18 protein-coding genes are annotated in these 23068 nt (G+C 52.4%); 15 read left to right on the forward strand and 3 right to left on the reverse strand.

The genetic code is table 11. The features are described from left to right. Positions 1-156: 156 nt before the first annotated feature. Entirely contained in the window at positions 157-1272 is a 1116-nt protein-coding gene (locus NST84_RS08295; RefSeq protein WP_342565125.1) for an amidase domain-containing protein, read from the forward strand. Positions 1273-1844: 572 nt separating this feature from the next. On the opposite strand, the gene ilvD is transcribed toward NST84_RS08295, so the two are convergent. Next, entirely contained in the window at positions 1845-3530 is a 1686-nt protein-coding gene (gene ilvD / locus NST84_RS08300) for a dihydroxy-acid dehydratase (RefSeq protein ID WP_342565126.1), read from the reverse strand. Between the two features lie 577 nt (positions 3531-4107). On the opposite strand from ilvD, the gene NST84_RS08305 reads away from it, so the two are divergent. Together NST84_RS08305 and NST84_RS08310 are read left to right on the forward strand one after the other, a co-directional pair. Continuing rightward, positions 4108-5892, forward strand: coding sequence for a sugar-binding domain-containing protein (locus NST84_RS08305; protein ID WP_342565127.1), 1785 nt, complete (start codon positions 4108-4110; stop codon positions 5890-5892). A gap of 33 nt (positions 5893-5925) precedes the next feature. Next, positions 5926-6861, forward strand: coding sequence for a winged helix-turn-helix transcriptional regulator (locus NST84_RS08310; protein ID WP_342565128.1), 936 nt, complete (start codon positions 5926-5928; stop codon positions 6859-6861). A gap of 102 nt (positions 6862-6963) precedes the next feature. Here NST84_RS08310 and NST84_RS08315 read toward each other — a convergent pair whose 3' ends face one another. Continuing rightward, on the reverse strand, positions 6964-8004 hold the full coding sequence (locus NST84_RS08315; protein ID WP_342565129.1) for a fucose 4-O-acetylase: 1041 nt from the start codon (positions 8002-8004) through the stop codon (positions 6964-6966). A gap of 199 nt (positions 8005-8203) precedes the next feature. On the opposite strand from NST84_RS08315, the gene NST84_RS08320 reads away from it, so the two are divergent. The 4 genes from NST84_RS08320 (at position 8204) to mgrA (ending at position 11606) form a co-directional block, all read left to right on the forward strand. Beyond that, entirely contained in the window at positions 8204-8944 is a 741-nt protein-coding gene (locus NST84_RS08320) for an alpha/beta hydrolase (protein ID WP_342565130.1), read from the forward strand. A 29-nt stretch (positions 8945-8973) separates the two neighbouring features. Beyond that, positions 8974-9738, forward strand: coding sequence for an HAD-IA family hydrolase (locus NST84_RS08325; protein WP_342565131.1), 765 nt, complete (start codon positions 8974-8976; stop codon positions 9736-9738). A 31-nt stretch (positions 9739-9769) separates the two neighbouring features. Then, positions 9770-10507, forward strand: a complete 738-nt coding sequence (locus NST84_RS08330; protein WP_342565132.1) for an NAD-dependent protein deacylase — start codon at positions 9770-9772, stop codon at positions 10505-10507. 94 nt (positions 10508-10601) lie between these two features. Further along, the gene (gene mgrA / locus NST84_RS08335; RefSeq protein ID WP_342565133.1) at positions 10602-11606 is read left to right on the forward strand and encodes an L-glyceraldehyde 3-phosphate reductase; all 1005 of its coding nucleotides are present in this window, start codon (positions 10602-10604) and stop codon (positions 11604-11606) included. Between the two features lie 434 nt (positions 11607-12040). On the opposite strand, the gene NST84_RS08340 is transcribed toward mgrA, so the two are convergent. Further along, positions 12041-12898 carry an AraC family transcriptional regulator gene (locus NST84_RS08340; protein ID WP_342565134.1) on the reverse strand — a complete coding sequence of 286 codons (858 nt, stop codon included), beginning with the start codon at positions 12896-12898 and terminating at the stop codon, positions 12041-12043. 239 nt (positions 12899-13137) lie between these two features. On the opposite strand from NST84_RS08340, the gene NST84_RS08345 reads away from it, so the two are divergent. The 8 genes from NST84_RS08345 to NST84_RS08380 all read left to right on the forward strand — a co-directional run bounded on the left by NST84_RS08345 (position 13138) and on the right by NST84_RS08380 (position 23014). Continuing rightward, positions 13138-14316: a galactokinase gene (locus tag NST84_RS08345; RefSeq protein WP_342565135.1), complete on the forward strand. Its 1179-nt coding sequence runs from the start codon at positions 13138-13140 to the stop codon at positions 14314-14316. Between the two features lies 1 nt (position 14317). Further along, positions 14318-15304 (forward strand): UDP-glucose 4-epimerase GalE, encoded by a 987-nt coding sequence (gene galE / locus NST84_RS08350; RefSeq protein ID WP_277471714.1) that lies wholly within the window; start codon positions 14318-14320, stop codon positions 15302-15304. A 45-nt stretch (positions 15305-15349) separates the two neighbouring features. After that, entirely contained in the window at positions 15350-16930 is a 1581-nt protein-coding gene (locus NST84_RS08355) for a UDP-glucose--hexose-1-phosphate uridylyltransferase (protein ID WP_342565136.1), read from the forward strand. Positions 16931-17090: 160 nt separating this feature from the next. Continuing rightward, positions 17091-18254: an iron-containing alcohol dehydrogenase gene (locus NST84_RS08360; RefSeq protein WP_342565137.1), complete on the forward strand. Its 1164-nt coding sequence runs from the start codon at positions 17091-17093 to the stop codon at positions 18252-18254. Positions 18255-18472: 218 nt separating this feature from the next. Further along, positions 18473-19009 carry a protease gene (locus NST84_RS08365; protein WP_342565138.1) on the forward strand — a complete coding sequence of 179 codons (537 nt, stop codon included), beginning with the start codon at positions 18473-18475 and terminating at the stop codon, positions 19007-19009. Beyond that, positions 19009-20538, forward strand: a complete 1530-nt coding sequence (locus NST84_RS08370; protein ID WP_342565139.1) for a flotillin family protein — start codon at positions 19009-19011, stop codon at positions 20536-20538. Before NST84_RS08365 ends, NST84_RS08370 begins: the two co-directional genes overlap by 1 nt. Before the next feature lie 156 nt (positions 20539-20694). Then, positions 20695-21405, forward strand: a complete 711-nt coding sequence (locus NST84_RS08375) for an ABC transporter ATP-binding protein (protein ID WP_342565140.1) — start codon at positions 20695-20697, stop codon at positions 21403-21405. Further along, entirely contained in the window at positions 21398-23014 is a 1617-nt protein-coding gene (locus NST84_RS08380; protein ID WP_342565141.1) for a hypothetical protein, read from the forward strand. Before NST84_RS08375 ends, NST84_RS08380 begins: the two co-directional genes overlap by 8 nt. The last annotated feature ends 54 nt before the right edge of the window (positions 23015-23068 follow it).

Below are 23068 nucleotides of genomic sequence, written 5' to 3' on the forward strand. Positions count from 1 at the left end.
TTCCCAAAAACATAATAATATATATATTATTTGATTGGGAGAAATAAATGATAGAATTCATTGTGAATCCAATCACATAGGTATATCTCCCCTCTGTAATCTTCAGGGGTTTGACGTTATTTGGTTAAATGATTAAAATAATAGGAGGAAATTCAAATGAAAATTAAGTATGCAATTGGTTCAGCGGTGTTATTATCTTCTATTCTTCTTTGTTCAGCTGGTGCCGGCATGGCCTCAGCAGAGAATGTGTTGAGTACAGAATCAATAATGACGCAATCCACACTAAGTAAAATCAGTCCTATTAAAACAACCAACATGATAGTTATTGACAACAAGAAAGTATTACTCTACCCAACTTTTCAAAATCAGCAAAGTGCCATAGACGGAATCAATAAAGAAGCTGCAGAGCTTTTAAATACGTTATCCCAAAGATTCGCATTAGGAGAGCTTACAACAGATAACTGGTTAGATTATAGAAGCTCTGCGGATCAATATGCCACTGAGAACTCGTCTATGTCTGAACAAGAAACTGTACAATATAGCCTGTTGAATCGTTTCTTTGATATTTATGAGAACCAGGATAAGAATAACGCCATTACTGAATTGGTCACAAGAAATAATTTTGCAAAAGCGGCGATAGATAACTCCGAATTAGAACTTTTATTACCATATACTTCGGATATCTCAAGCAATTTTAACAATATGCAAGTTGCCCAGAAACAATTAGCTACAGTAAGTTCGATTCCTAATCAGTCATCCTCTATTAGTTATGCATCTAACTACGCGGTTACGCCTAACAGCACTGCTTATGCAGTTTTTGGATCTGATTGCACAAACTTTGCATCGCAAATCCTTGAGGCGGGAGGTGTTAGCCAGTCTGTATTCACGGATGCCTCCAAAGGCTGGTGGCATAAAATTACTGTAACTCAATATGGGCAACTTATTCATACCAACTCGACTTCATGGAGCGTAGCAGATACGTTCGCTCGTTACATGGGGGTAGGGTATACCTCCAAATCACATTCTTCTTTTAGTTCAGCCATTGCTGCGGGCGATTTTATCGCTGCAGACTTTGAGGGTGATGGAGACTGGAACCATATTGGATTCGTTACAAGCAAGAGTAGTTCTTCAGGTTCCTATGGCGGAAAAACCTATTATGATTATAAAGTTGCACAACACACAAATAATTATCATGCCTGGACAAGCAGTTCGACAAATGGGTGGGAGACTATCGAAGATGATAACGGAACGTACGGAAGAGTCAGAAGATAAATCAATCTTTAAGCTAAATCTGCTAATCTTCTTATTAATTCTTGGTCATATCGTTTGTCTGGCTATTTCCTCATTAGAGTATTCTATTCTGAGAAGAAGCATTATTCCACATTTTACTCGAGATCTGTCAGGCGGACCTGATACAACTATGATATATCATCTTTATGAAGAGTTGCGGTGGCCTTTTATGATCGATTCATTAATTATAATATGTACGATTGTTTTAGCTTTTAGAAGCTATAAAGTTAGCCGGAAAAGTAGTGTGCTTTTTTTACTAGTCATTTTTTTATTATTTTGTATTGTACAAGTCGTGCCAGATGTCATTTTTGAATTTACTGGATTAACATCTGTGCTGACAGGAATTCGGTTCCTGTTAGGAACCAGTACGAGGATACCTAGTGTGCAATATCTGTTTTTTCCGTACTATACACTGCTATTTGCAGCAATGTTATGTTTTGTCTTTGGTTCTTTATTGAAGCTCGGGGGCAGGGACAGCATGCCTAAATGAATGTAAAAGAAGAAGACCCAGGCACTTAACGTGCCTGGGTCTTCTTCTTAAGAGTGCAGAACAGTTAGATCTTCAGCACGCCGCCCTTGCTTGCATTGGTAACAAGCGCGGAATAACGGGCCAGATAGCCTTTTTTGACCTTAGGCTCGAAGCCTTTCCAGCCGGTGCGGCGGGTAGCCAGGGTTTCCTCGTCAACCAGCAGCTCAATCTTGCGGTTGATCAGATCCAGCTCGATGATGTCGCCGTCTTCAACGAACGCGATCGGTCCGCCTTCAGCGGCTTCCGGCGAGATGTGCCCGATGCTGATCCCGCGGGATGCGCCGGAGAAACGTCCGTCGGTGATCAGGCCGACTTTGGCGCCCAGACCCATGCCGACGATTTGGGAGGTAGGAGCAAGCATTTCCGGCATGCCCGGTCCGCCCTTCGGACCTTCATAACGGATAACTACGACATGGCCTTCTTTTACCTTGCCGTTAGCGATGCCTTCCAGTGCCGTTTCCTGCGAATCGAAGCAGATGGCAGGACCTTTATGGTAGCCGCCTACGGAAGCGTCAACCGCACCGACTTTGATGATCGAGCCTTCCGGTGCCAGGTTGCCGTAAAGTACAGCGAGTCCGCCTACCTCGGAATAAGGGTTTTCCAGTTTATGAATAACGCTGGTATCCAGAATTTCGTGGCCGCGGACATTCTCGGCAATTGTCTTGCCGGTAACCGTCATACAGTCGCCGAAGATAGCGCCCGGTTTCTTGAGCAGCTCGTTCAGTACGGCACTTACGCCGCCTGCCCGGTCAACATCTTCGATAAAGATGTCGGAGGCTGGAGCGAGCTTGGCCAGGTAAGGTACGCGGTTAGCTACTTCATTGATACGTTCCAGCGGATAATCGATCTCAGCTTCCTGGGCCAAAGCCAGTGTGTGAAGCACAGTATTGGTAGAGCCGCCCATCGCCATATCAAGAGCAAAGGCGTTATCCAAGGATTCCTTGGTTACGATATCACGCGGCTTCAGATCCAGCTTGATCAGCTCCATCAGCTGGGTAGCTGATTTGCGTACGAAATCTCTGCGTTCTTCGGCTACGGCAAGGATGGTGCCGTTACCCGGAAGGGCAAGACCCATTGCTTCAGCCAGACAGTTCATGGAGTTCGCAGTAAACATACCGGAACAGGAACCGCAGGTAGGACAGCCGAATTGTTCAAGCTCAAGCAGCTCGGCATCATTGATCTTGCCGACCTGGTGAGCGCCAACGCCTTCAAATACGGAAGTCAGAGAAAGCTTATTGCCTTTGCTGTCCACGCCGGCCTTCATCGGTCCGCCGCTGACAAAGATGGTCGGGATGTTGACGCGCAGGGCGCCCATCATCATGCCTGGGGTGATTTTATCACAGTTGGGAATGCAGACCATACCATCGAACCAGTGCGCGGAAACAACGGTTTCCAGTGCGTCAGCGATGATCTCACGGCTTGGCAGCGAATAGCGCATACCGATGTGGCCCATTGCGATACCGTCGTCTACGCCGATTGTATTGAATTCAAAAGGAACGCCGCCGGCTTCGCGGATCGCTTCCTTAACGATTTTGCCGAACTCCTGCAGATGCACATGACCTGGAACAATATCAATGTAGGAGTTACAGACCGCGATGAACGGTTTGCCGAAATCCTCCTCTTTAACTCCGGCTGCACGCAGGAGACTGCGGTGCGGAGCACGGTCGAAGCCTTTTTTAATCATGTCTGAACGCATTTTCTTGGCTGCCATATTGACATTCCCTCCCGAAATTTGTTGAACAGATATAGTGTCGCATTAACGCATTGCAATCCCGAAAGCTGCGTGTCTGCGGATTATAGAAATAACGGGGTCCAGCTTCATGTTGCAGAAGGAGGGCGGAGCCGTTTCTATAAAAAATAATGCCGTATTAACAGGGCCAGACTATCCTGCCTAAGAGGTTAGCGTGCCATTGTTATTAGTGAGTCTATCATAAAAGGCCCGTTTTTTCTACCGGACAGTGTGAAGTTTGTCGGCTGGAAAGAATATGGTCGTTTTATGGAAGCTGCAGCCGCTGCTACTTTCCTCTGTCTTTGAAGACGGATCGTGTAGTCAGTATTTTATTGCAGGAAGCAGCTTAAACAGAATATTTATAATTAATTACAAAAATACTGTAATAAACAAGCGGGTTGCAGATTTAACAATAAATTTTGAAAGCGTTGACAGATTTGGTCCCCGGGATTATACTCTGAGTTGATTTACCGATATCCCGTTTAGGTAATCTCTTATTCATTTAATTGTTACATAAAATCAGTAATAATAAAATATAAAGTCGGGAGTGAAGCTCATTTTGAGTACACCAGCAGCAGAACCATCGATTCCCCGTCCGGAATATCCCAGACCCCAGTTTGTCCGCAAGGATTGGTTGAGCCTCAATGGACAGTGGGATTTTTGCTTTGATGACGGGCGCGCCGGTGAAGATGAACACTGGTACCGGGGAGATGCGGAAGCTTTTTCAGCCCGGGCAATTCAGATGCCGTTTGCGTTTCAGAGCAGGCTGAGCGGGATTGCCGACCCTTCTTTTCATGATGTGGTGTGGTACCGGAGAACATTTTGCATTCCTGCAGACTGGAGCGGCAAAAGGGTTGTGCTGCATTTCGGAGCTGTTGATTACCTGGCCAAGGTTTGGGTGAACGGGCAGCTTGCAGCGGTGCATGAAGGCGGTCATACTCCTTTTCAGGCTGATATTACGGCAGTACTGACTGAAGGAAATAATACGGTTGTGGTCCGGGCGGAGGATTTCAGCCGAGATGTCACCCTGCCGCGCGGGAAGCAGTACTGGCTGGAAAATTCCGCATCTATTTTTTACACCCGTACGACCGGAATCTGGCAGAGCGTGTGGCTTGAACCGCTGTCTGAAGTTCATCTGGCCAAAAGTATGCTCACCCCTGATATTGACCGCAACGAAGTCCGGATCCGCACGTTTCTTAAGGGATACGAGGCGTCAGATAAGCTTAAACTTCGTATTCTGATCTGTTTTGAGCAGGAGCGGATTGCCGAAGAGGAATATATAGTTAGCGGAGCTGAACAGCAACGGAGTATCGGGCTGGGTGATTTCAATGATCATGGACTTGGACGGCTGTGGAGTCCGGAGCATCCGAATTTATATGATATCCGGTTCCAGCTTGTCCGCAGTGAGACCGTTATAGATGAAGTCTCTGCTTATTTCGGGATGCGCAAGGTGTCGGTTGAGGACGGTAAACTCTGTCTTAATAACAGGCCTTACTATCAGCGGCTTGTGCTTGACCAGGGGTATTTTCCTGACGGCATTCTGACTGCTCCTGCTGACGGCGATTTGCAGCGTGATGTGGAGCTGGCCAAAGAACTTGGTTTCAACGGTGTGCGCAAGCACCAGAAGACGGAAGATCCTCGTTTCCTGTACTGGTGCGACAAGCTCGGCATGCTGGTCTGGAGTGAGGCGGCCAATGCTTATGAATTTTCGGAAGCTTATGTCCGGAGGTTCACGCAGGAGTGGCTGGAGATTATGGAACGTGACTATAACCATCCTTGCATTGTAGCCTGGGTTCCGCTTAATGAGAGCTGGGGGATTCCTAATGTGCAGATTGATGAGCGCCAGCAGCAGCACGGACTGGCCATGTATCATTTGACCAAATCCCTCGATGGGACCAGACCGGTGGTGTATAATGACGGCTGGGAGCATATGACAACGGACCTGGTAACCATTCACGATTATGAGAGCCGCCGGGAAGTATTGGAGCAGCGATATGCCACGGCAGAATCGGCTGTTAATGCCATGCCGGCGAACCGCAGGATTTTTGTCGGAGGCGCTTCTTACCAGGGGCAGCCGCTGCTTGTCTCGGAGTTCGGGGGCATTGCCTTCAAAAAAAGCGAGCAGGAGGGCTGGGGCTACTCCGGAGCAGAGAACGAAGCGGATTTTCTGAGCCGGCTGCAGGCGGTCGTCGGGCCTATGTTTACCTCACCGGTGATTCAGGGCTACTGCTATACGCAGCTGACGGATGTAGAGCAGGAGATCAACGGGATGCTGACCTATGACAGAAAACCGAAAGCGCCGCTGGCCGCTCTCCGGGCAATCATGACGAATGAACAGGTGTAGCAGATTGATTTTGTCGAAGGAGAGGGAATACTTTTGCTGGAGCTAAGCATTGAAGATCCGGACCGGCTGGTTGCGGTAACCCATGCCTTGTCAACACGTTCGAGGGTGGAGATGCTCCGGCTGCTTGATAAGGAGGATCTGAATATCATTGAAATAGCCGCCAGGCTGCAGCTTCCCGTATCAACGGTGGCGAGCAATGTCAAAGTGCTGGAGGCAGCCGGACTGATCCGTACATCCGCTGTTCCTGCCTCCCGCGGGGCAATGAAGCTGTGCAGCAGCAACTACAGCAATATCCAGATTAACCTGAATGAACAACGGGGACCGGAGTTAAAAAAGATTTATGTCTACGAGGTAGATATGCCGGTCGGCCATTACAGCGACTGTGAGGTGGAGCCCACCTGCGGAATGGCCAGCGCCGAGGGGCTTATTATTAAGGAAGACGAACCGTCGAGCTTCTATCATCCCAAGCATATTAACGCCCGGATTATCTGGCTTCGCCGCGGGTATCTTGAATATCTGCTGCCGGTGGATCTGCCTGAACAGGCCGAGATTACATCGCTTGAGCTGTCGATGGAGATGTGTTCGGAAGCACCCGGATATGAACAGGACTGGCCCTCGGATATTACTGTGCGGGTGAACGGTATGGAAATCGGCATGTGGACAAGTCCCGGGGATTTCGGTGACCGGCGCGGCCGGCTGAATCCGCAGTGGTGGCCGGACGGATCAACCCAATACGGATCCCTTAAAACATGGCATGTGAACCGTGAGCAGACTACGCTTGACCGGGAGAAGGTGTCGGATGTTAGCCTTAATGAGCTGAACATTACCAAGAGCCCCAAAATACGGCTGCAGATCGGTATTCATCCGGAAGCGGTTCATCAGGGCGGGCTTAACCTGTTCGGCCGCGGGTTTGGCGATTACGAGCAAAATATTATCATGAAAATTAATTATACTCTCAGGTCCGAATAAGCGCCACTGGTTTTGAGTGACGCATAAAAGCCCGGCTCTTGTGATGCGGATAACGCTCACAGTGCCGGGCTTTTATGGATCAGGAGATGCGCCCAGTGTGTATTAAGGAGTGCGCCGCAGCGCAGCGCGCTGCAGGCTGATCATCCAGTCTACCTGCGGTTCAACCAGCGGGTGGAGCCAGCGCTTGACAGCCGGCCGGGCAAGCAGCAGTGTGCAGAGGACGGCTGCGGACAGGAGCAGAACGGCTCCGGCCGTATTGCCGATGTAGCTGTAAATCCCGGAAGCAGCAGCCAGCCGGACAATGAAGCCGTGGAGCAGGAAGACATACAACGTGCGGCGTCCCCAGTCCGTCATCCGGCTTACACCATAAGGCACGAGTCCGAGAAACGCGAGCGAAGCTGCAATCTGCACAGCATACAGCGCCAGACGGTACATGCCCGCATACCATTCAGTTGCACCCAGCTGCATATAAGTCATATTGCCGTACAGCCAGCCGAGCGGAAGCCCCGGACTTGCCAGAACGAGCACGGCGAGGAGCAGTACGGAGACAGCGGCTGCGGCTGTTTTAATATTTTTGCGGTAGAGCTTAGTGAAGGTGCCGAAAGAGAGATGATAGCCGATTACGAAATAAGGCAGATACACAAAAGTGCGGCTGATGCTGAACCATACCCCGTCTACCTGTAAATAGCCGACGGCTACGCCGGCTGCTACAGCAAATGCTATTTGTGCTGGTGCGGACCACTTGCCCATTCCCAGCATCAGTAGACGCCAGCAGGCATGACTGGCCAGAAACCACAGGAGCAGATAGGGAGCGAATACGGAATGATGAATGCCGTCTACATGAAAAAGGGATACGTCAAGAGCTGAATACAGAGTCTGAAAAATCAGGTACTGCATACCGATCTGCAGGAGTACCTTGCGGCCTGCGCCTCCGGTAAGGCTCTTCCTGGCGAAATAACCGGTGACCAGCACAAACAGCGGCATATGGAAGCTGAAAATCCACATATAAAGCCCGTGCATGCCGTTCATTCTGCTGATTAACGGCTCGATTGCATTACCGGCGAATACAGTGACGATAAGCATGAATCGCAGGTTAAGAAAAAACGTTTCTCCGCGCGCCTCCAGCGTACTTTCCCTTTCCATGGTCTAACCCCCAAAAGTTGCACAATGCAAAAGTTTTTAATTTAATTTTAAAATACATCTTTTCGCGGTTGGTTATTGTGAATTCAATCACAATAGAAAGCGCTATCAGAGGGATTATTTGTGGCGATATGTTGAAGGTTGTTTGATTACCTTGATTCCTCTATAATTTTCTGTATGCAGTACACGGGAGTGAATCTAATTGAAAAAAACAATAAACAGACGCAGGATTCTCCTGTCGCTTGCAGTCCTTCTGATCGTTGCCGGATTGCTGCTGTGGAGATACCTGACACCGTATGAGCCGGAACAAAATGCCGAGACTGCAATGCTCTCCGCCGCAGGTGTGACAGTGGAACAGAACGACGGCTGGATTTCTTTTGAGCCGGCTGTGAGCAGCGGTACAGCTGTTATTTTTTATCCGGGTGCGCTAGTTGAAGCAGAGGCCTATGCGCCGCTCGCCAAAAGAATTGCCACCGCAGGACATCCGTTCTACATAGCCCAAATGCCGTTCAATCTGGCCGTCATTAAAGGGGATGCGGCGGAGGAAATTATCAGCGCTCATCCGGAGCAGTCCTTTGTGATCGGCGGCCACTCCCTGGGCGGTGTTATGGCATCGCGTTACGCGGCAGAGCATGAGGATCAGCTGGAGGGCGTCTTTTACCTCGCATCTTACCCGGATGAGAAAGGCAGCCTGAAGGACACGACGCTGTCTGTCTTGTCTGTGCTCGGAAGTGCGGATACCGTGGTCAACAGGGACAATTACAATGAAGGCCGTGCCTACTTGCCCGGCAATACTGTCTATTTGTCCATTGAGGGCGGAAATCATGCCCAGTTCGGAAGCTACGGGAAGCAGAAAGGCGACGGGGAAGCTTCCATCACAGAAGAAGAGCAGCAGATCCGCACCGCGCGGGCTATGCTGGATTGGCTGGGCAACCTGCGCTGATTATTTGAATTTCAGAGAGGAGGCGGAGAATGCCGCAGCTGCATGTTAATGATCTGGCCGTTCCCTGCCAGTGTATATTATTCGATAAGGACGGCACTCTGCTGGACCTGCTCGCCACCTGGGGAGCCTGGGCGGAGCTGGTGCTGCAGGGGCTGGACAATCAGCTGGCGCTCATAGGGGGCAGCAGCCTGCCTGATTTGTCCAGTGTTCTCGGGACCCGGCACGGCGCTGACGGCCGGCTGACCGGCTATGACCCTGCCGGGCCGCTGGCGATGGCGACAGCCGAAGAGAGCACTGGCATTCTGGCCTGGCATCTGTACAGTGCCGGTGTTCCCTGGAACGAAGCAGTTACCCGTGTTAATGCTATTGCCAAAGAGGCGATGAACAGGCTGCGGGCACAGCGCGCTGCAGTACCTCTGCCGGGCCTGCCGCCGTTTCTGCAGCAGTGTGCAGCTGCAGGGCTGAAGCTCGGAGTTGTTACTTCAGACGGAGCCGGGACGACTGGTGAACATCTGGAATGGATGGGCATTTCCGGTTATTTCCAAACGGTGGTGACAAGAGACCGGGTGCGGCACGGGAAGCCGGCGCCCGAAATGGCTGAGCTGGCCTGCCGTGAGCTGGAGGTTCTGCCGGAGAATACTGTCATTATCGGTGACAGCAATGCGGATATGCAGCTTGGCAAAGGGGCCGGCCTGCGGCTGTCTGTCGGAATCTCGCCGGAAGGCACTGCAGGCCACCTGCTGGATGCGGACACCATTGTTACCGGGTATCATCAGCTTCATATTACAGATTAATTCTGTTTGGAGAAAGGTGAGTGTGCAGAGTATGGATCAAGTGCAGACACTGGTTTCCTGGATTAAGGACAGCGGAAATATTGTGTTTTTCGGCGGAGCCGGAACGTCTACTGAAAGCGGAATTCCCGATTTCCGTTCTGCGGCCGGATTATATCAGTCTGAGCAAAATTCCCCATATCCGCCTGAGGTCATGCTCAGCCGCCGTTTTTTTATGTCCTCGCCGGACATTTTTTTTGATTTTTACCGAAGCAAAATGCTGCACCCGGAGGCCGTACCCAATGGCGCACATCTGCTGCTTGCCGAGCTTGAGGGCCAGGGCAAGCTGAAGGCGGTCATTACGCAGAATATCGACGGCCTGCATCAGAAGGCGGGCAGCCGGGCCGTGTTCGAGCTGCACGGCTCGGTTCACCGGAATCACTGTATGGGATGCGGCTGCTTTTATCCTTTGGAAACCGTTACAGGTTCAGCTGAGCGGGTTCCGCGCTGCGGAGACTGCGGCGGCATCATTAAGCCGGATGTAGTGCTGTATGAAGAAGAGCTTGATCATGATGTGCTGGTCGGATCTGTTGCAGCCATTGCTGCGGCCGATCTGCTGATTATCGGCGGTACCTCGCTGACGGTACAGCCGGCTGCCAGTCTCGTAACCTATTTTCACGGGCGCCATACTGTCCTGCTGAATGGAGAGCCTACTCCGTATGATCACCGGGCTGATCTGATTATTACGGACCGGATCGGCGAGGTTATGGGGAGAGTACTGGTCCAGCTGTGAAGCGCGATTCTGTGAGCGGCAGATTATAAACGCAGAGCCAGGTTTAAATTAGGGTAGTGAAGCAATTGAGGTTAGCGAGAGGCAGGGATCGGCAATGGTATATGTGGCTAGCGATGAACGGTATGAAGTGATGCAGTACAACCGCTCGGGCAGATCCGGCCTGAAGCTCCCGGCAATATCGCTGGGGCTGTGGCATAACTTCGGCGGGATTGACGCCTATGAGAACGGCCGGGAGATGATTACCCGCTCGTTTGATCTCGGCATTACCCATTTTGACCTGGCGAACAATTACGGTCCGCCTGCGGGCTCTGCAGAGGAGCTGTTCGGCAAGGTGCTTAAGCGTGATCTTTCCGCATACCGTGACGAAATGGTCATTTCGACCAAGGCGGGATATTATATGTGGCCGGGTCCTTATGGGGACTGGGGCTCACGGAAATATATGCTGGCAAGTCTGGACCAGAGTCTGAAGCGGCTCGGGCTGGACTATGTCGATATCTTTTACTCCCACCGCCCGGACCCGGAGACGCCGCTTGAAGAGACGATGAGGGCGCTGGATTATGCCGTCCGCTCAGGCAAAGCCCTGTACGTCGGGCTGTCCAACTATACGGCGGAGCAGACGGTGGAGGCGATCCGGATTCTGAAGGAGCTGGGTACACCGCTGCTGATCCATCAGCCGCGGTATTCGATGCTGGACCGCTGGATTGAAGGCGGACTGCAGCAGGTTCTGGAGGAGAACGGGGTCGGCAGCATTGCTTTTACACCGCTGGCTCAAGGTCTCCTGAGCAATAAATACCTTAACGGTATCCCTGAAGACTCAAGGGCGGCCGGCCCTTCGGCGGCACTGGACGAGAGCGGGATAACGCCGGAGGTGCAGCGCAAAATCCGTGCGCTTAATCAGCTGGCTGTCACACGCGGCCAGAGCCTGGCGCAGCTTGCGCTGCAATGGACCCTGCGCGACAGCAGGGTGACCTCGGCATTGATCGGCGCCAGCCGGATCAGCCAGATCGAGGAGAACATTGCCTGCCTGTCCCATCCGGAATTCTCGCAGGAGGAGCTGGACCGGATCGAAACGATCCTGAAGACCGAAAGTGAGGTTTAAGGAGCTGGCGGTGGAGTTAGTGCGTTCTTTCAAAGTTTAGCTGAGAAGCGGGGAGCCCGGCAGCTAGGTGGATTTTCGTCATTTAATTTCGCCATTATCCAACTTTTTTAAAGATTAGTTTGAAAATCGCAGCTTATTTTAGACTGCAACCGCTGTTTGGAGCGAAATGGGCATAATTAAGTAGCGTTTTTCCAACTGGATTCTTTGCGGCAGTGGTTTACCCGGAATTAGTTGTCGATTTTCCACTTAGCTTGTTTAGCGAGACCTGTATGGTTCATTTGTAAGATCCATAATCAAAAGATGCAGCAGAGAGCACCCCCGACAGCCCGTTTCCGGAAAGGAGACGGGCTGTTGCTTTACATAAAGATAAGGCTCGCGGATAAGCATAAGTAGCGGTATCGCATGAGATGCGCATCCCGCAAGCAATGATGCGGTTACTTCTCCCCGTGTCTGGCTGTTGTCAGACGGTAGGCGGTCGGGGACTGGGCGCAGAACCGCTTGAACTGGCGGGAGAAATACAACGCATCGGTCAGCCCCACGGAAGCAGCTACCTGCTCAACGGACAGCTCGGGGCGCTCACGCAGCAGCTGGCGTGACTTCTCAATGCGCAGCTTGAGCAGGTAAGTAACCGGCGAGAGGCCGGTTTCCTGCTTGAAAATCCGTGACAGGTAGGCCCGGTTGTAACCGAGGCTGCCGCACATCTGTTCAATCGATACCGGGTGGGCATACTGGGAGGCCATATAATGGATCATCTGCTTCACTGTTCGTTTGATCTGGGATTCCGCTCCCGGGAGCCGCGATGCCGAGAGATGCCGTTCCGTTGCTTCACCTAGGACCAGATACAAATAGCCGAGCGAGGTGAGATGGGCACTCTCCTTGTTGGCATAAAAGACCTGCATCATCCCAGAGAGAGCGCCGGGAATAACAGTGCCCTCCGCGGTGCCGAGCACGGGCTGCTGCGGAGCAAATCCGGCCTGCAGCACGAGTCCGTCTGCGTCAGCCCCGGTAAAAGCCGCCCAGCGGTACCGCCAGGGCTGCTGTCCGTCCGAGACGTAGCTGACAAGCTGGCCGGGATGGATCAGGAAACAATCTCCCGGACCAAGCGCATACTTGCGGTGCTCGGTTGTGAACAGCCCATAGCCGGATTCAATGAAGTGAAGCAGATAATAATCGTAGATTTTGGGTCCGGCCTGATGGACCGGCAGGGTCTGGCTCTCGCCGGCAAACAACACATGCAGATTCTGCTTATCGTAATATACAGGGTTCGATCCTACGGAATAGGTATGTTCCACGCTGACAGATCCTTTCCTTGAGTTAACGCTGTCAATGCCCTGCGCGCAGGGAGGCGACTTCAGAACCTGAAGCCCGGCCTGATCAAAGTATAACGTGCGAAGTCACATTTATCCATACATTACACACATGATTGCATTATCAGGGCAAGTCTGATTTTATTATAATGTAACCATAAAGAACATAAGCAACTGAACTTAAGAACAAAGAGTGAAACCAGCGAAAGGATGGAGTGGCATTAATGAGCATACAGGAACTTAACAGCAAATTTATCGAGCAATACGGGGAGAGCACGGAGGAGGCGCGTGTATTCTACGCTCCGGGCCGTGTGAATCTGATCGGCGAGCATCTGGACTACAACGGCGGTTATGTGTTCCCGGCAGCACTGGATTTCGGAACAACCCTGATCGTGCGCCCGCGCAGCGACAGCAAGGTGCAGTTCGCTTCCACGAACTTCCCTTACACAGCATCCATTGACTACAGTGAAATCGGCAAAGCCAAAACCGGCGAATGGGTCGACTACCCTGTCGGCGTTCTGGTTGAGCTGGCCAAGAAGGATCTTCCGCTCTCCGGCGGCTACGATCTGCTGTTCCACGGTGAAATCCCGAACGGCTCCGGCCTTTCATCCTCCGCTTCCATCGAAGTAGTTACAGGTTATGCTTTCCTGTCCCTGCTGGGCGGAGATACCGATACAGTGGAAATTGCCCTCCTGTCCCAGCGTGCCGAGAACCAGTACGTTGGCGTTAACTCCGGCATCATGGATCAGTTCGCTGTAGCCAACGGCAAGCGTGACCACGCAATCCTGCTGATGTGTGACACACTGGAATACAGCCTGGTTCCATTTGCAACCGGAGCCTACAAGCTGGTAATTGGTAATACGAACAAAAAGAGAGGTCTTGTAGACTCCAAATATAACGAGCGCCGCAGCCAATGTGAAGAAGCGCTGGCAATCCTGAAGCAGGAAGTGCCTTCCCTGTCGTATCTGGCAGAGATGAAGCCGGAGGAGTTCGAGCTTCATCAGCACAAAATCGCCGACGAGACTGTACGGCGCCGGGCCCGCCACGTTGTGGAAGAAAACCAGCGTGTGCTTGACTCTGTAGAAGTGCTGAAGAACAACGATCTGAAGCAGTTCGGGCTGTTCATGAACGACTCCCACGTGTCGCTGCGCGACCTGTACGAAGTAAGCTGCGAAGAGCTGGATGTAATGGTAGAGGAAGCACAGCGCATTCCAGGCACACTGGGCTCCCGGATGACCGGTGCGGGCTTTGGCGGATGTACAGTATCACTGGTTCATGAAGATGATGTCGAACGCTTCATCCGCGAGGTAGGCGAAGCTTATAAAGCAAGAACCGGCCTGACCGGCGAATTTTATGTATGCGGCATCGGCAATGGTGTAGAAGAACTGGAAGGAGTGAAGTAAGATGGCAATTTTAGTAACAGGCGGAGCAGGGTATATCGGATCCCACACGGTAGCGGAGCTGCTGGACCGGGGCGAAGAGGTTGTAGTGATCGACAATCTGCTGACAGGGCACCGTGAGGCGCTGCTGGGCGGCAAGCTTTATGAAGGCGATCTGCGTGACAAAGAGCTGCTGGCAAAGCTTTTCTCCGAAAATAAAATTGAAGCGGTCATCCATTTCGCAGCCAGCTCCCTTGTCGGCGAGAGCATGAAAGACCCTGTTAAATACTACGACAATAACGTGTACGGTACGCAGTGTCTTCTGGAAGCCATGCAGCATGCCGGTGTAGACAAAATCGTCTTCTCCTCCACAGCGGCAACCTACGGCGAACCTGAGAAGGTGCCGATTGAAGAAAGCGACCGCACCGAGCCGGCAAATGTCTACGGTGAAACCAAGCTGACCATGGAGCGCATGATGGCCTGGTTCGACAAGGTGCTGGGCATCAAGTATGTGGCCCTCCGCTACTTCAACGCAGCCGGCGCACATGCCAGCGGCAAGATCGGTGAAGACCACCGTCCGGAGAGCCATCTCGTTCCGCTGGTGCTGCAGACCGCCCTTGGACAGCGCGAAAGCATCGCCGTGTTCGGAGATGACTATCCGACAGAGGACGGAACCTGTGTCCGTGACTATATCCATGTCAGCGATCTGGCAGACGCCCATATCCGCGCGGTAACCTACCTGCGCAGCGGCAGTGCCAGCAATGTCTTCAACCTCGGCAACGGACTGGGCTTCTCGGTGAAACAGGTTATTGAATCGGCCCGCAAGGTGACCGGCCGGGACATTCCGGTTGTAATCCAGGAACGCCGCGCTGGTGACCCGGCAGTGCTGGTGGCTTCCTCGGCCAAAGCGCGGTCGGTGCTTGGCTGGAATCCGCAGAAGGCAGACATTGAAGAAATTATCCAGAGCGCCTGGAACTGGCATTCCGCCAATCCGCAAGGCTACGGAGAATAATACAGACAAGAGGCTACACCTGAATAAGGAGAATGGAGAGTTAACATGTCTAACGATAATACTGCCGCTCCCGCCGCAGAGGAGGCACTGTATGCCATCGAACAGCTTGTCCTGTTCGCACAGCACCAGCAGCTGATCCAGCCGGCGGATGTGGATTACAGCCGCAACGAGCTGCTGGACCAGTTTGGCTTCAGCGAGCCGTATGCCGGAGCATTCAGCGAAGCTCCGCTGGAAAGTCCGCAGGCTCCGCTTGATGCACTGATTGACTACGGGTTCACTATCGGCCTTATCCCTGAGAACACCGACACGTACCGCGACCTGCTGGATGCTAAAATCATGGGTCTGCTGATGGCCCGGCCGTCGGAGGTCAATGCCGAGTTCATGAGCCTTGCCGCCGAGCAGGGGATTGCAGCGGCTACTGACCGCTTCTACAAGCTCAGCATTGATTCCAACTATATCCGGATGGACCGCGTCGCCAAGAACGTCTACTGGCTGCAGGATTCGCCGTACGGCGATATCGAGATGACGATCAACCTGTCCAAGCCGGAGAAAAGTCCGAAGGAAATCGCGATGGCCCGGCTGCTTCCGCCGCCGGTCTATCCGAAATGCCAGCTATGCCGCGAGAATGTCGGCTATGCCGGCCGGGTCAACCACCCGCCGCGCCAGAACCTGCGTATCATTCCGCTTGAGCTGAACAAGGAAAAATGGTTCTTCCAGTACTCGCCTTACGTTTACTACAATGAGCACTGCATTGTGTTCCATCACGATCATGTGCCGATGAAGCTGACGAAGGATACGCTGAAGCGGCTGCTCTCTTTTGTAGAGTCGTTCCCGCATTACTTCATCGGCTCCAATGCCGATCTGCCGATTGTCGGCGGGTCCATTCTGACCCACGACCATTTCCAGGGCGGACGTCATACGTTCCCGATCCAGAAAGCGCCTAAAGAGGACAGCTACACTCATCCTGCTTATCCCGGCGTGAGCCTGAGCATCGTGAAATGGCCGATGTCTGTGCTGCGCCTCAGCGGCAATGATCCTGCTGTGCTGCTGGAATGCGGAAATGCACTGTACGAGGCCTGGAAGGGCTATAGCGATCCTGAAGCCGATGTACTGGCATTCAGCGATGTTGAAGGTGTGCAGACACCGCACAACACCGTTACGCCTATCGTGCGCCGGTCGGAAGACGGCGGCTTCGAGATGGATCTGGTGCTGCGCAACAACCGGACCAGCGAGGAGTATCCGGAAGGAATCTTCCATCCGCACCGCGAAATGCACCATATCAAGAAGGAGAACATCGGCCTGATTGAGGTTATGGGTCTGGCGATTCTTCCGGGACGCCTGAAAGAAGAGCTTGATGCTGTGGCCGGTATTCTGGCCGGTGATCAGGCGCTGCTTGAAGCGGTCAAGGCAGAGGAAGGGCATGCGCTCGCGCTTCATGCTTTCTGGATTGATGAGCTGGTGGAACGCTTCGGCACAGGGCTTGCCCGTGAAGAAGCAGTCAAGACCGTCCAGAATGAAGTGGGTATCAAGTTCACGCATATTTTGGAGCATGCCGGAGTGTACAAACGGACACCTGAAGGCCAGGCGGCTTTCCGCCGGTTTGTTCAGAGCTTTGGCGCACTATAAAAATAAGCTTACGGGAATGTCCCGGCCTCTTACGGCCCGGGGCATTTCTTTATCCTGCCCAGGGAGGGAAATGATCCCAGAACCGATTTGTATGCGGCCTGCCGGAGGTCTATAATATAATCCTGCATCCTATTTTTGAAATTTACGGAGGTTAAGACATATGCGCAAATTTGAATTTTATAATCCGACCAAATTGATTTTTGGACAAGGCACCCTGCAGGCACTGCGGACAGAAGTACCGAAGTACGGCAAGAATGTCCTGCTCATGTACGGGGGCGGCAGCATCAAGCGCAGCGGTCTTTATGATAATGTGCTCGCCGAGCTAAGCGCAGCCGGAGCTGTTGTGACAGAGCTGGCCGGTGTTGAGCCTAATCCGCGCTTGTCCACGGTACATAAAGGCGTGGAGCTGTGCCGCGAGCATAATATTGAACTTATTCTTGCTGTGGGCGGCGGAAGTGTGCTGGACTGTGCCAAAGCTGTAGCTGTCGGGGCAAAGTACGACGGGGATATGTGGGATTTCGTGGAGCGCAAGGCGGCTCCGCAGGGTGCACTTCCGCTGGGTACAGTGCTGACTATGGCAGCAACGGGCTCGGAAATGAACAACGGCTCGGTAATCACCAACGAAGTTACCAAGGAAAAAATGGGCTGGGGCAGCGTTCACGCCTATCCGGCATTCTCGATTCTTGATCCGGAGAACACATTCTCCCTGCCACGCGACCAGACAGTATACGGGATGGTGGACATCATGTCCCATACCCTTGAGCATTACTTCCACACCGACACCAACACGCCGCTGCAGGACGGCTTCTGCGAAGCGCTGCTCCGCACCGTTATCGAAGCGGCTCCGAAGCTGATCGAGGATCTGGAGAATTATGAGCTGCGTGAGACGATCATGTATTGTGGCACAATGGCGCTGAACGGCATGGTCAGCATGGGCTTCGCCGGAGACTGGGCCACACACAATATCGAGCATGCTGTATCCGCCGTTTATGACATCCCGCATGGCGGCGGTCTGGCGATCCTGTTCCCGCAGTGGATGAAATATAACCTCAGCACCAACCCTGCCCGCTTCCGCCAGCTAGCGGTGAATGTATTCGGAATTGATGCTTCCGGTAAAACCGACGAGGAAGCCGGACTCGAGGGAATCAAAGCGCTGCGCAGCTTCTGGGATTCCATCGGTGCTCCGAAGACGCTTGGCGATTACGATATCGATGACAGTGAAATCGGCAGCATGGCCGACAAGGCGGTCCGTTTCGGTCCGTTCGGCAACTTCCGCAAGCTGGAGCGTGAGGATGTTGTAGAAATTTATAAAATGTCGCTGTAAGAGACAGCCTTATTGCTCTCTTGCCTTTGTCTGTGAACAGGGGTGTCCCCGGCCGTATCAATGGCCGGGGACACCCCTGTTTTATTGCGGATGACATCAGATGCACATATGCATGATACATTAATGAGATAAAAATCCAAGTTTGTGAAACCAAGGACATGGTTTGTGCGTTTATACTGGTATGACAGTCCGTAACTACAAGACGGGAGGAGAAAATTATGCAAACGCTATACTTGGGCTGTTTGGCGCTGGGCGTAATTTTTGCGGTGGTTAGTGTGCTGGTGGGGGATCTGATCGGGAATGCCCTGGACGGTGTTTTTGATCTTGTATCGTTCGATTTTCTGAATCCTACAGTACTGGCGGGGGGCATCACCGTTTTTGGCGGGGCAGGGATTCTGCTCACCCGTTACAGCGGGCTGGAAGACGGCGCAATTCTTGCCTTGTCCCTGCTGATAGCGGCGTTTATGGCAGTGCTCCTGTTCCTTGCAGTGATTAAGCCTATGGATAAAAGCGAGGTGTCTACAGGCTTCTCGATGCAGGACCTGCCAGGCAGGATCGGGGAAATTACAGTTCCTGTCCCCTCGTCAGGCTACGGCGAGGTGATGGTGAAGTTTGGTGCAGGCAACAGTCTGCATACAGCAGCAAGCTTCGAACACCAGTCCCTGCCTGCCGGCAGCAAGGTGGTAGTGATCGAAGTAAGAGAAGGCGTTGCACTGGTATCTGAATTTGAAGAGAGAAAAGGAGCGGATGTGTAATGTTCGGTGTACCTGATTATTTGTTTATTCCTGCAGTAGTTGTAGCTGTGCTGTTTGTACTGGGGATTGCGTTCTGGGCCCGTTATAAGACAGTCGGACCCGATGAAGGCATGATCGTTACCGGTTCATTCCTCGGCAAAAACCACATTTCCGATGACGGCTCCGGCCGTAAGATCAAGATTGTCCGCGGCGGCGGTGCGTTTATTCTTCCGGTATTCCAGAAGGCTGAGTTCATGTCGCTGCTCTCCCATAAGCTTGATGTAACCACTCCTGAGGTATATACGGAGCAAGGGGTTCCGGTTATCGCCGACGGTGTAGCGATTATCAAGGTCGGCAGCTCGACCGAGGATGTGGCAACAGCCGCCGAGCAGTTCATGGGCAAGCCGATAGATGCACTAAAGAGTGAAGCCCAGGAAGTGCTGGAAGGCCATTTGCGGGCTATCCTCGGTTCGATGACTGTTGAAGAGGTGTACCGTAACCGTGACCGGTTTGCCCAGGAAGTGCAAGGGGTTGCGGCACGGGATCTGAAGAAAATGGGTCTGCAGATCGTTTCATTCACGATCAAGGATGTGCGCGACAAGCACGGATACCTGGAAGCGCTCGGTAAACCGCGGATTGCGGCAGTAAAACGCGATGCGGAAATTGCCGAAGCCGAAGCGATGCGGGATGCGCGGATTCAGAAGGCCAATGCCGAGGAGCAGGGGCAGAAGGCGGAATTGCTGCGTGATACGAACATTGCCGAAGCGTCCAAGGACAACCAGCTGAAGGTTGCTGCGTTCAAGCGCGATCAGGATACGGCTAAGGCGGAAGCTGACCAGGCGTATCACATTCAGGAAGCCCGGGCCAAGCAGACAGTGGTTGAGGAGCAGATGAAGGTAGAGCTGGTCCGCAAGGAGCGCGAGATTGATCTCCAGGCCAAAGAGATCCAGGTCCGCGAGAAGCAGTATGATGCAGAAGTCAAAAAGAAAGCGGAAGCCGACCGTTATGCTGTAGAGCAGGCGGCAGAAGCGGATAAGGCAAGACGTATGCGCGAGGCCGATGCCTTGCAGTACAGTATTGAGAAGCAGGCGCAGGCGACCTCGGAGCAGAAGCGGCTTGAAGGTCAGGCGATGGCTGATGCCGAGCTGGCCAAAGGTAAAGCGGAAGCCGAAGTCATCCGGGCGCGCGGTCTTGCCGAAGCGGAAGCGAAAGAGAAGCTGGCTGAAGCGTTCCAGAAGTTCGGCGAAGCGGCGGTACTCGACATCATCGTCAAGATGCTGCCTGAGCTGGCCGGCAAGATTGCGGAGCCGATCGCTTCCATCGACAAGCTCACTGTTGTCGATACCGGGAATGGTGAAGGAGCGGCACGGGTCAGCAATTATGTGACCCAGCTGATGGCTACCGCTCCGGAAATGCTCAAAAGTGTCTCCGGGATTGATGTGGAGTCGCTGATCAAGGGGCTGACCCAGAAAGCCGTTCCGGCATCCGGGGGGAGCGCGGTTCATATGGTACCAAGCAGTCCGGCGGCAGTGAAGGAGCATCAGGAATAGCCGGCACAGTCTGAACATGTGAGGGACTCATAATTAACCTTGTAAGCTTTTCACGCAGGACAGCATTTCAGAATCAGCACGTCTCTAAATTGGGAAGACGTGCTGATTTTTTTATATCAAAAAAACGGGATAGCGTACCGACTGGGGGAGAATGGAATGGAGCTCATACTGGACAACATCAGGAAAAGCTACAACGATAAGCAGGTGCTGAAGGGTGTCGATTTTACTTTTGAAAAAGGGAAAATATACGGCCTTCTCGGCCGCAACGGCGCCGGCAAAACCTCACTGTTCAACTGTCTGAGCGGCGAGGTCCGGATGGACAGCGGCGGCGCGTTCCTGCGGAGGAAGGAGGTCAGTCTGCCGCTGGGCGAGGATGAAATCGGCTATGTTTTTTCCCTGCCGATTCTGCCCGAGTTTCTTACCGGATATGAATTTGTGAAATTTTACATGGACATTAACCGGGACAAAATTCAGCCGGGCCTGACCATTGAAGACTATTTTAATATCATTTCATTTGAGGAAGAGGACCGCCATAGGCTGATTAAAGGGTACTCCCACGGGATGAAGAACAAAATCCAGATGCTCTGCTTTATCATCACCCGGCCTCCGCTGATTCTGCTGGACGAGCCGCTGACTTCGTTCGATGTCGTTGTAGCGCTGGAGATCAAGAAGCTGCTGCGGGAGATGAAGCAGGATCACATTATTATTTTCTCCACCCATATTCTGCAGCTTGCTGCTGATCTGTGTGACGAGCTGGTTATTCTGAACAACGGTGTGCTGCAGGAAATTCCGGCGGATACGCTGCACAGCCCGGGATTTGAGGAGCGGATCATCAGTCTGCTGAAGGACGGAACGGGCCATGCTTAAGACGCTGAACACCATTATGAACATCCGGGGTACATCCGGTGCCAACCGGATTATGTATTATTTTATGAGAATCCCCTGGCTGGGTACATTGATGAAAGAGAGGGTGTATGCTAATCGCGGGCTCAAAAAGGCTTTTACTGCCGTTGCGCTGATTCTGCGGATTCTCTTTGGCTTTCTGACTAAATTTGCTTATCTGGGTCTGATCATCTATTTGCCGGTCTCGCTGACTGCCGGTGATCTGCCGCAGCCGGAGCAATACAAGCTGTATCTGCATGTGCTGGTTCTGCTCAGCTTTGGAGCCAGTGCGGTATCAAGCGCAGTCATTCTGGAGCCGAAGCGCGACAAATATATCTGTGTCAAGCTGATGCGCATCCCTGCCGATAAGTACATGCATGCTGTAATGGGACTCAGAGGAGTGAGCTTTTTTATTTATTTTGTGCCGGCGATGATGGTGTTTGCTGGTATTCACGGTGCTCCGCTCTGGCATGGAATCCTGCTGGCCCTGCTGCTGACCCTTTGGCGTACAGCCGCTGAAGCGGTGCATCTGCGTATTTTTGACCGCAGGGAGATTGTGGTAGTCAAACAGAATGTGCTGGTCTGGTCGGTCATCGGAGCCGGATATTTGCTTGCTTTCCTCCCGCTCTATACAGGAAAATCCTTGCTGGACATGGATACTGTACTGTTCAGTCTGCCGGCTGTTCTGGCTGCGCTGCTGCTTGGAATTATTGGGGCCGTTTATATTGCCAGATACCCGAGGTACCGGGATGCCGTAGATGCCGTAACCAAAATAGATGATCCGCTGCTGGATATGGGCCGGATGATGAAAGAGGCCAACCTGAAGCAGGTCGAAACGAAGGAGCAGGATTTCTCGGCCGAGCAGCTGCGTCCTGGGCAGTTTGCCGGAAAGAGCGGCTATGCTTACTTGAATGCGATATTCTTTTCCCGGCACAGGCGGTTTCTGGTACAGCCGATACAGCGCCGTATGGTGATCATAGGTGCGCTGTTTGCTGTAGGAGTGCTGCTGCAGCTGGCTGCGCCGGAGCTGTATTCCCGGCTGGCCGGTTATCTGATCAGGGCGTTGCCTGTATTTGTCATTGTGATGAATTTTACGTCGATCGGGGAGCTGGTCTGCAAAGCGATGTTCTTCAACTGCGACCTTAGTCTGCTGCGCTACGGTTTTTACCGTGACCGCTCCGCTATTCTGAGCAATTTCCGCGTCCGGCTGCTCCGGATCAGCGGACTGAATCTGATTCCGGCTGCGGCGATCTGTGTAGCGGTGAATCTGTTGATTTTTCTGTCGGCTGAAAGCTGGAGTGCAGCGGATTCGCTTATTTACAGCGCAACTGTGCTGGGCCTCTCACTCTTTTTCTCGGTGCATCATTTGTTCATGTATTACATCTTTCAGCCCTACAGTACTGAACTGAACATGAGGAATCCGTTCTTCAGTATTGTCAACAGTATCATTATGGGCGTAGCGGTAATCAGCATGCAGTTTAAGGGAGCTCCAGGACAATTTGCCGTGCTGGTACTTTTGGCGGCTGCTGTCTACATGATGATTGCTCTTTTACTGGTCTATAAGTATTCATACAAAACCTTCCGGGTCAAATAAACGCTGCGCAGTGCGCTCTTCTAATAACCGTATGTTGATGTTATGATGGTACCT

The organism is Paenibacillus sp. FSL R7-0345 (assembly GCF_038595055.1).
Lineage (GTDB): Bacteria > Bacillota > Bacilli > Paenibacillales > Paenibacillaceae > Paenibacillus_AQ.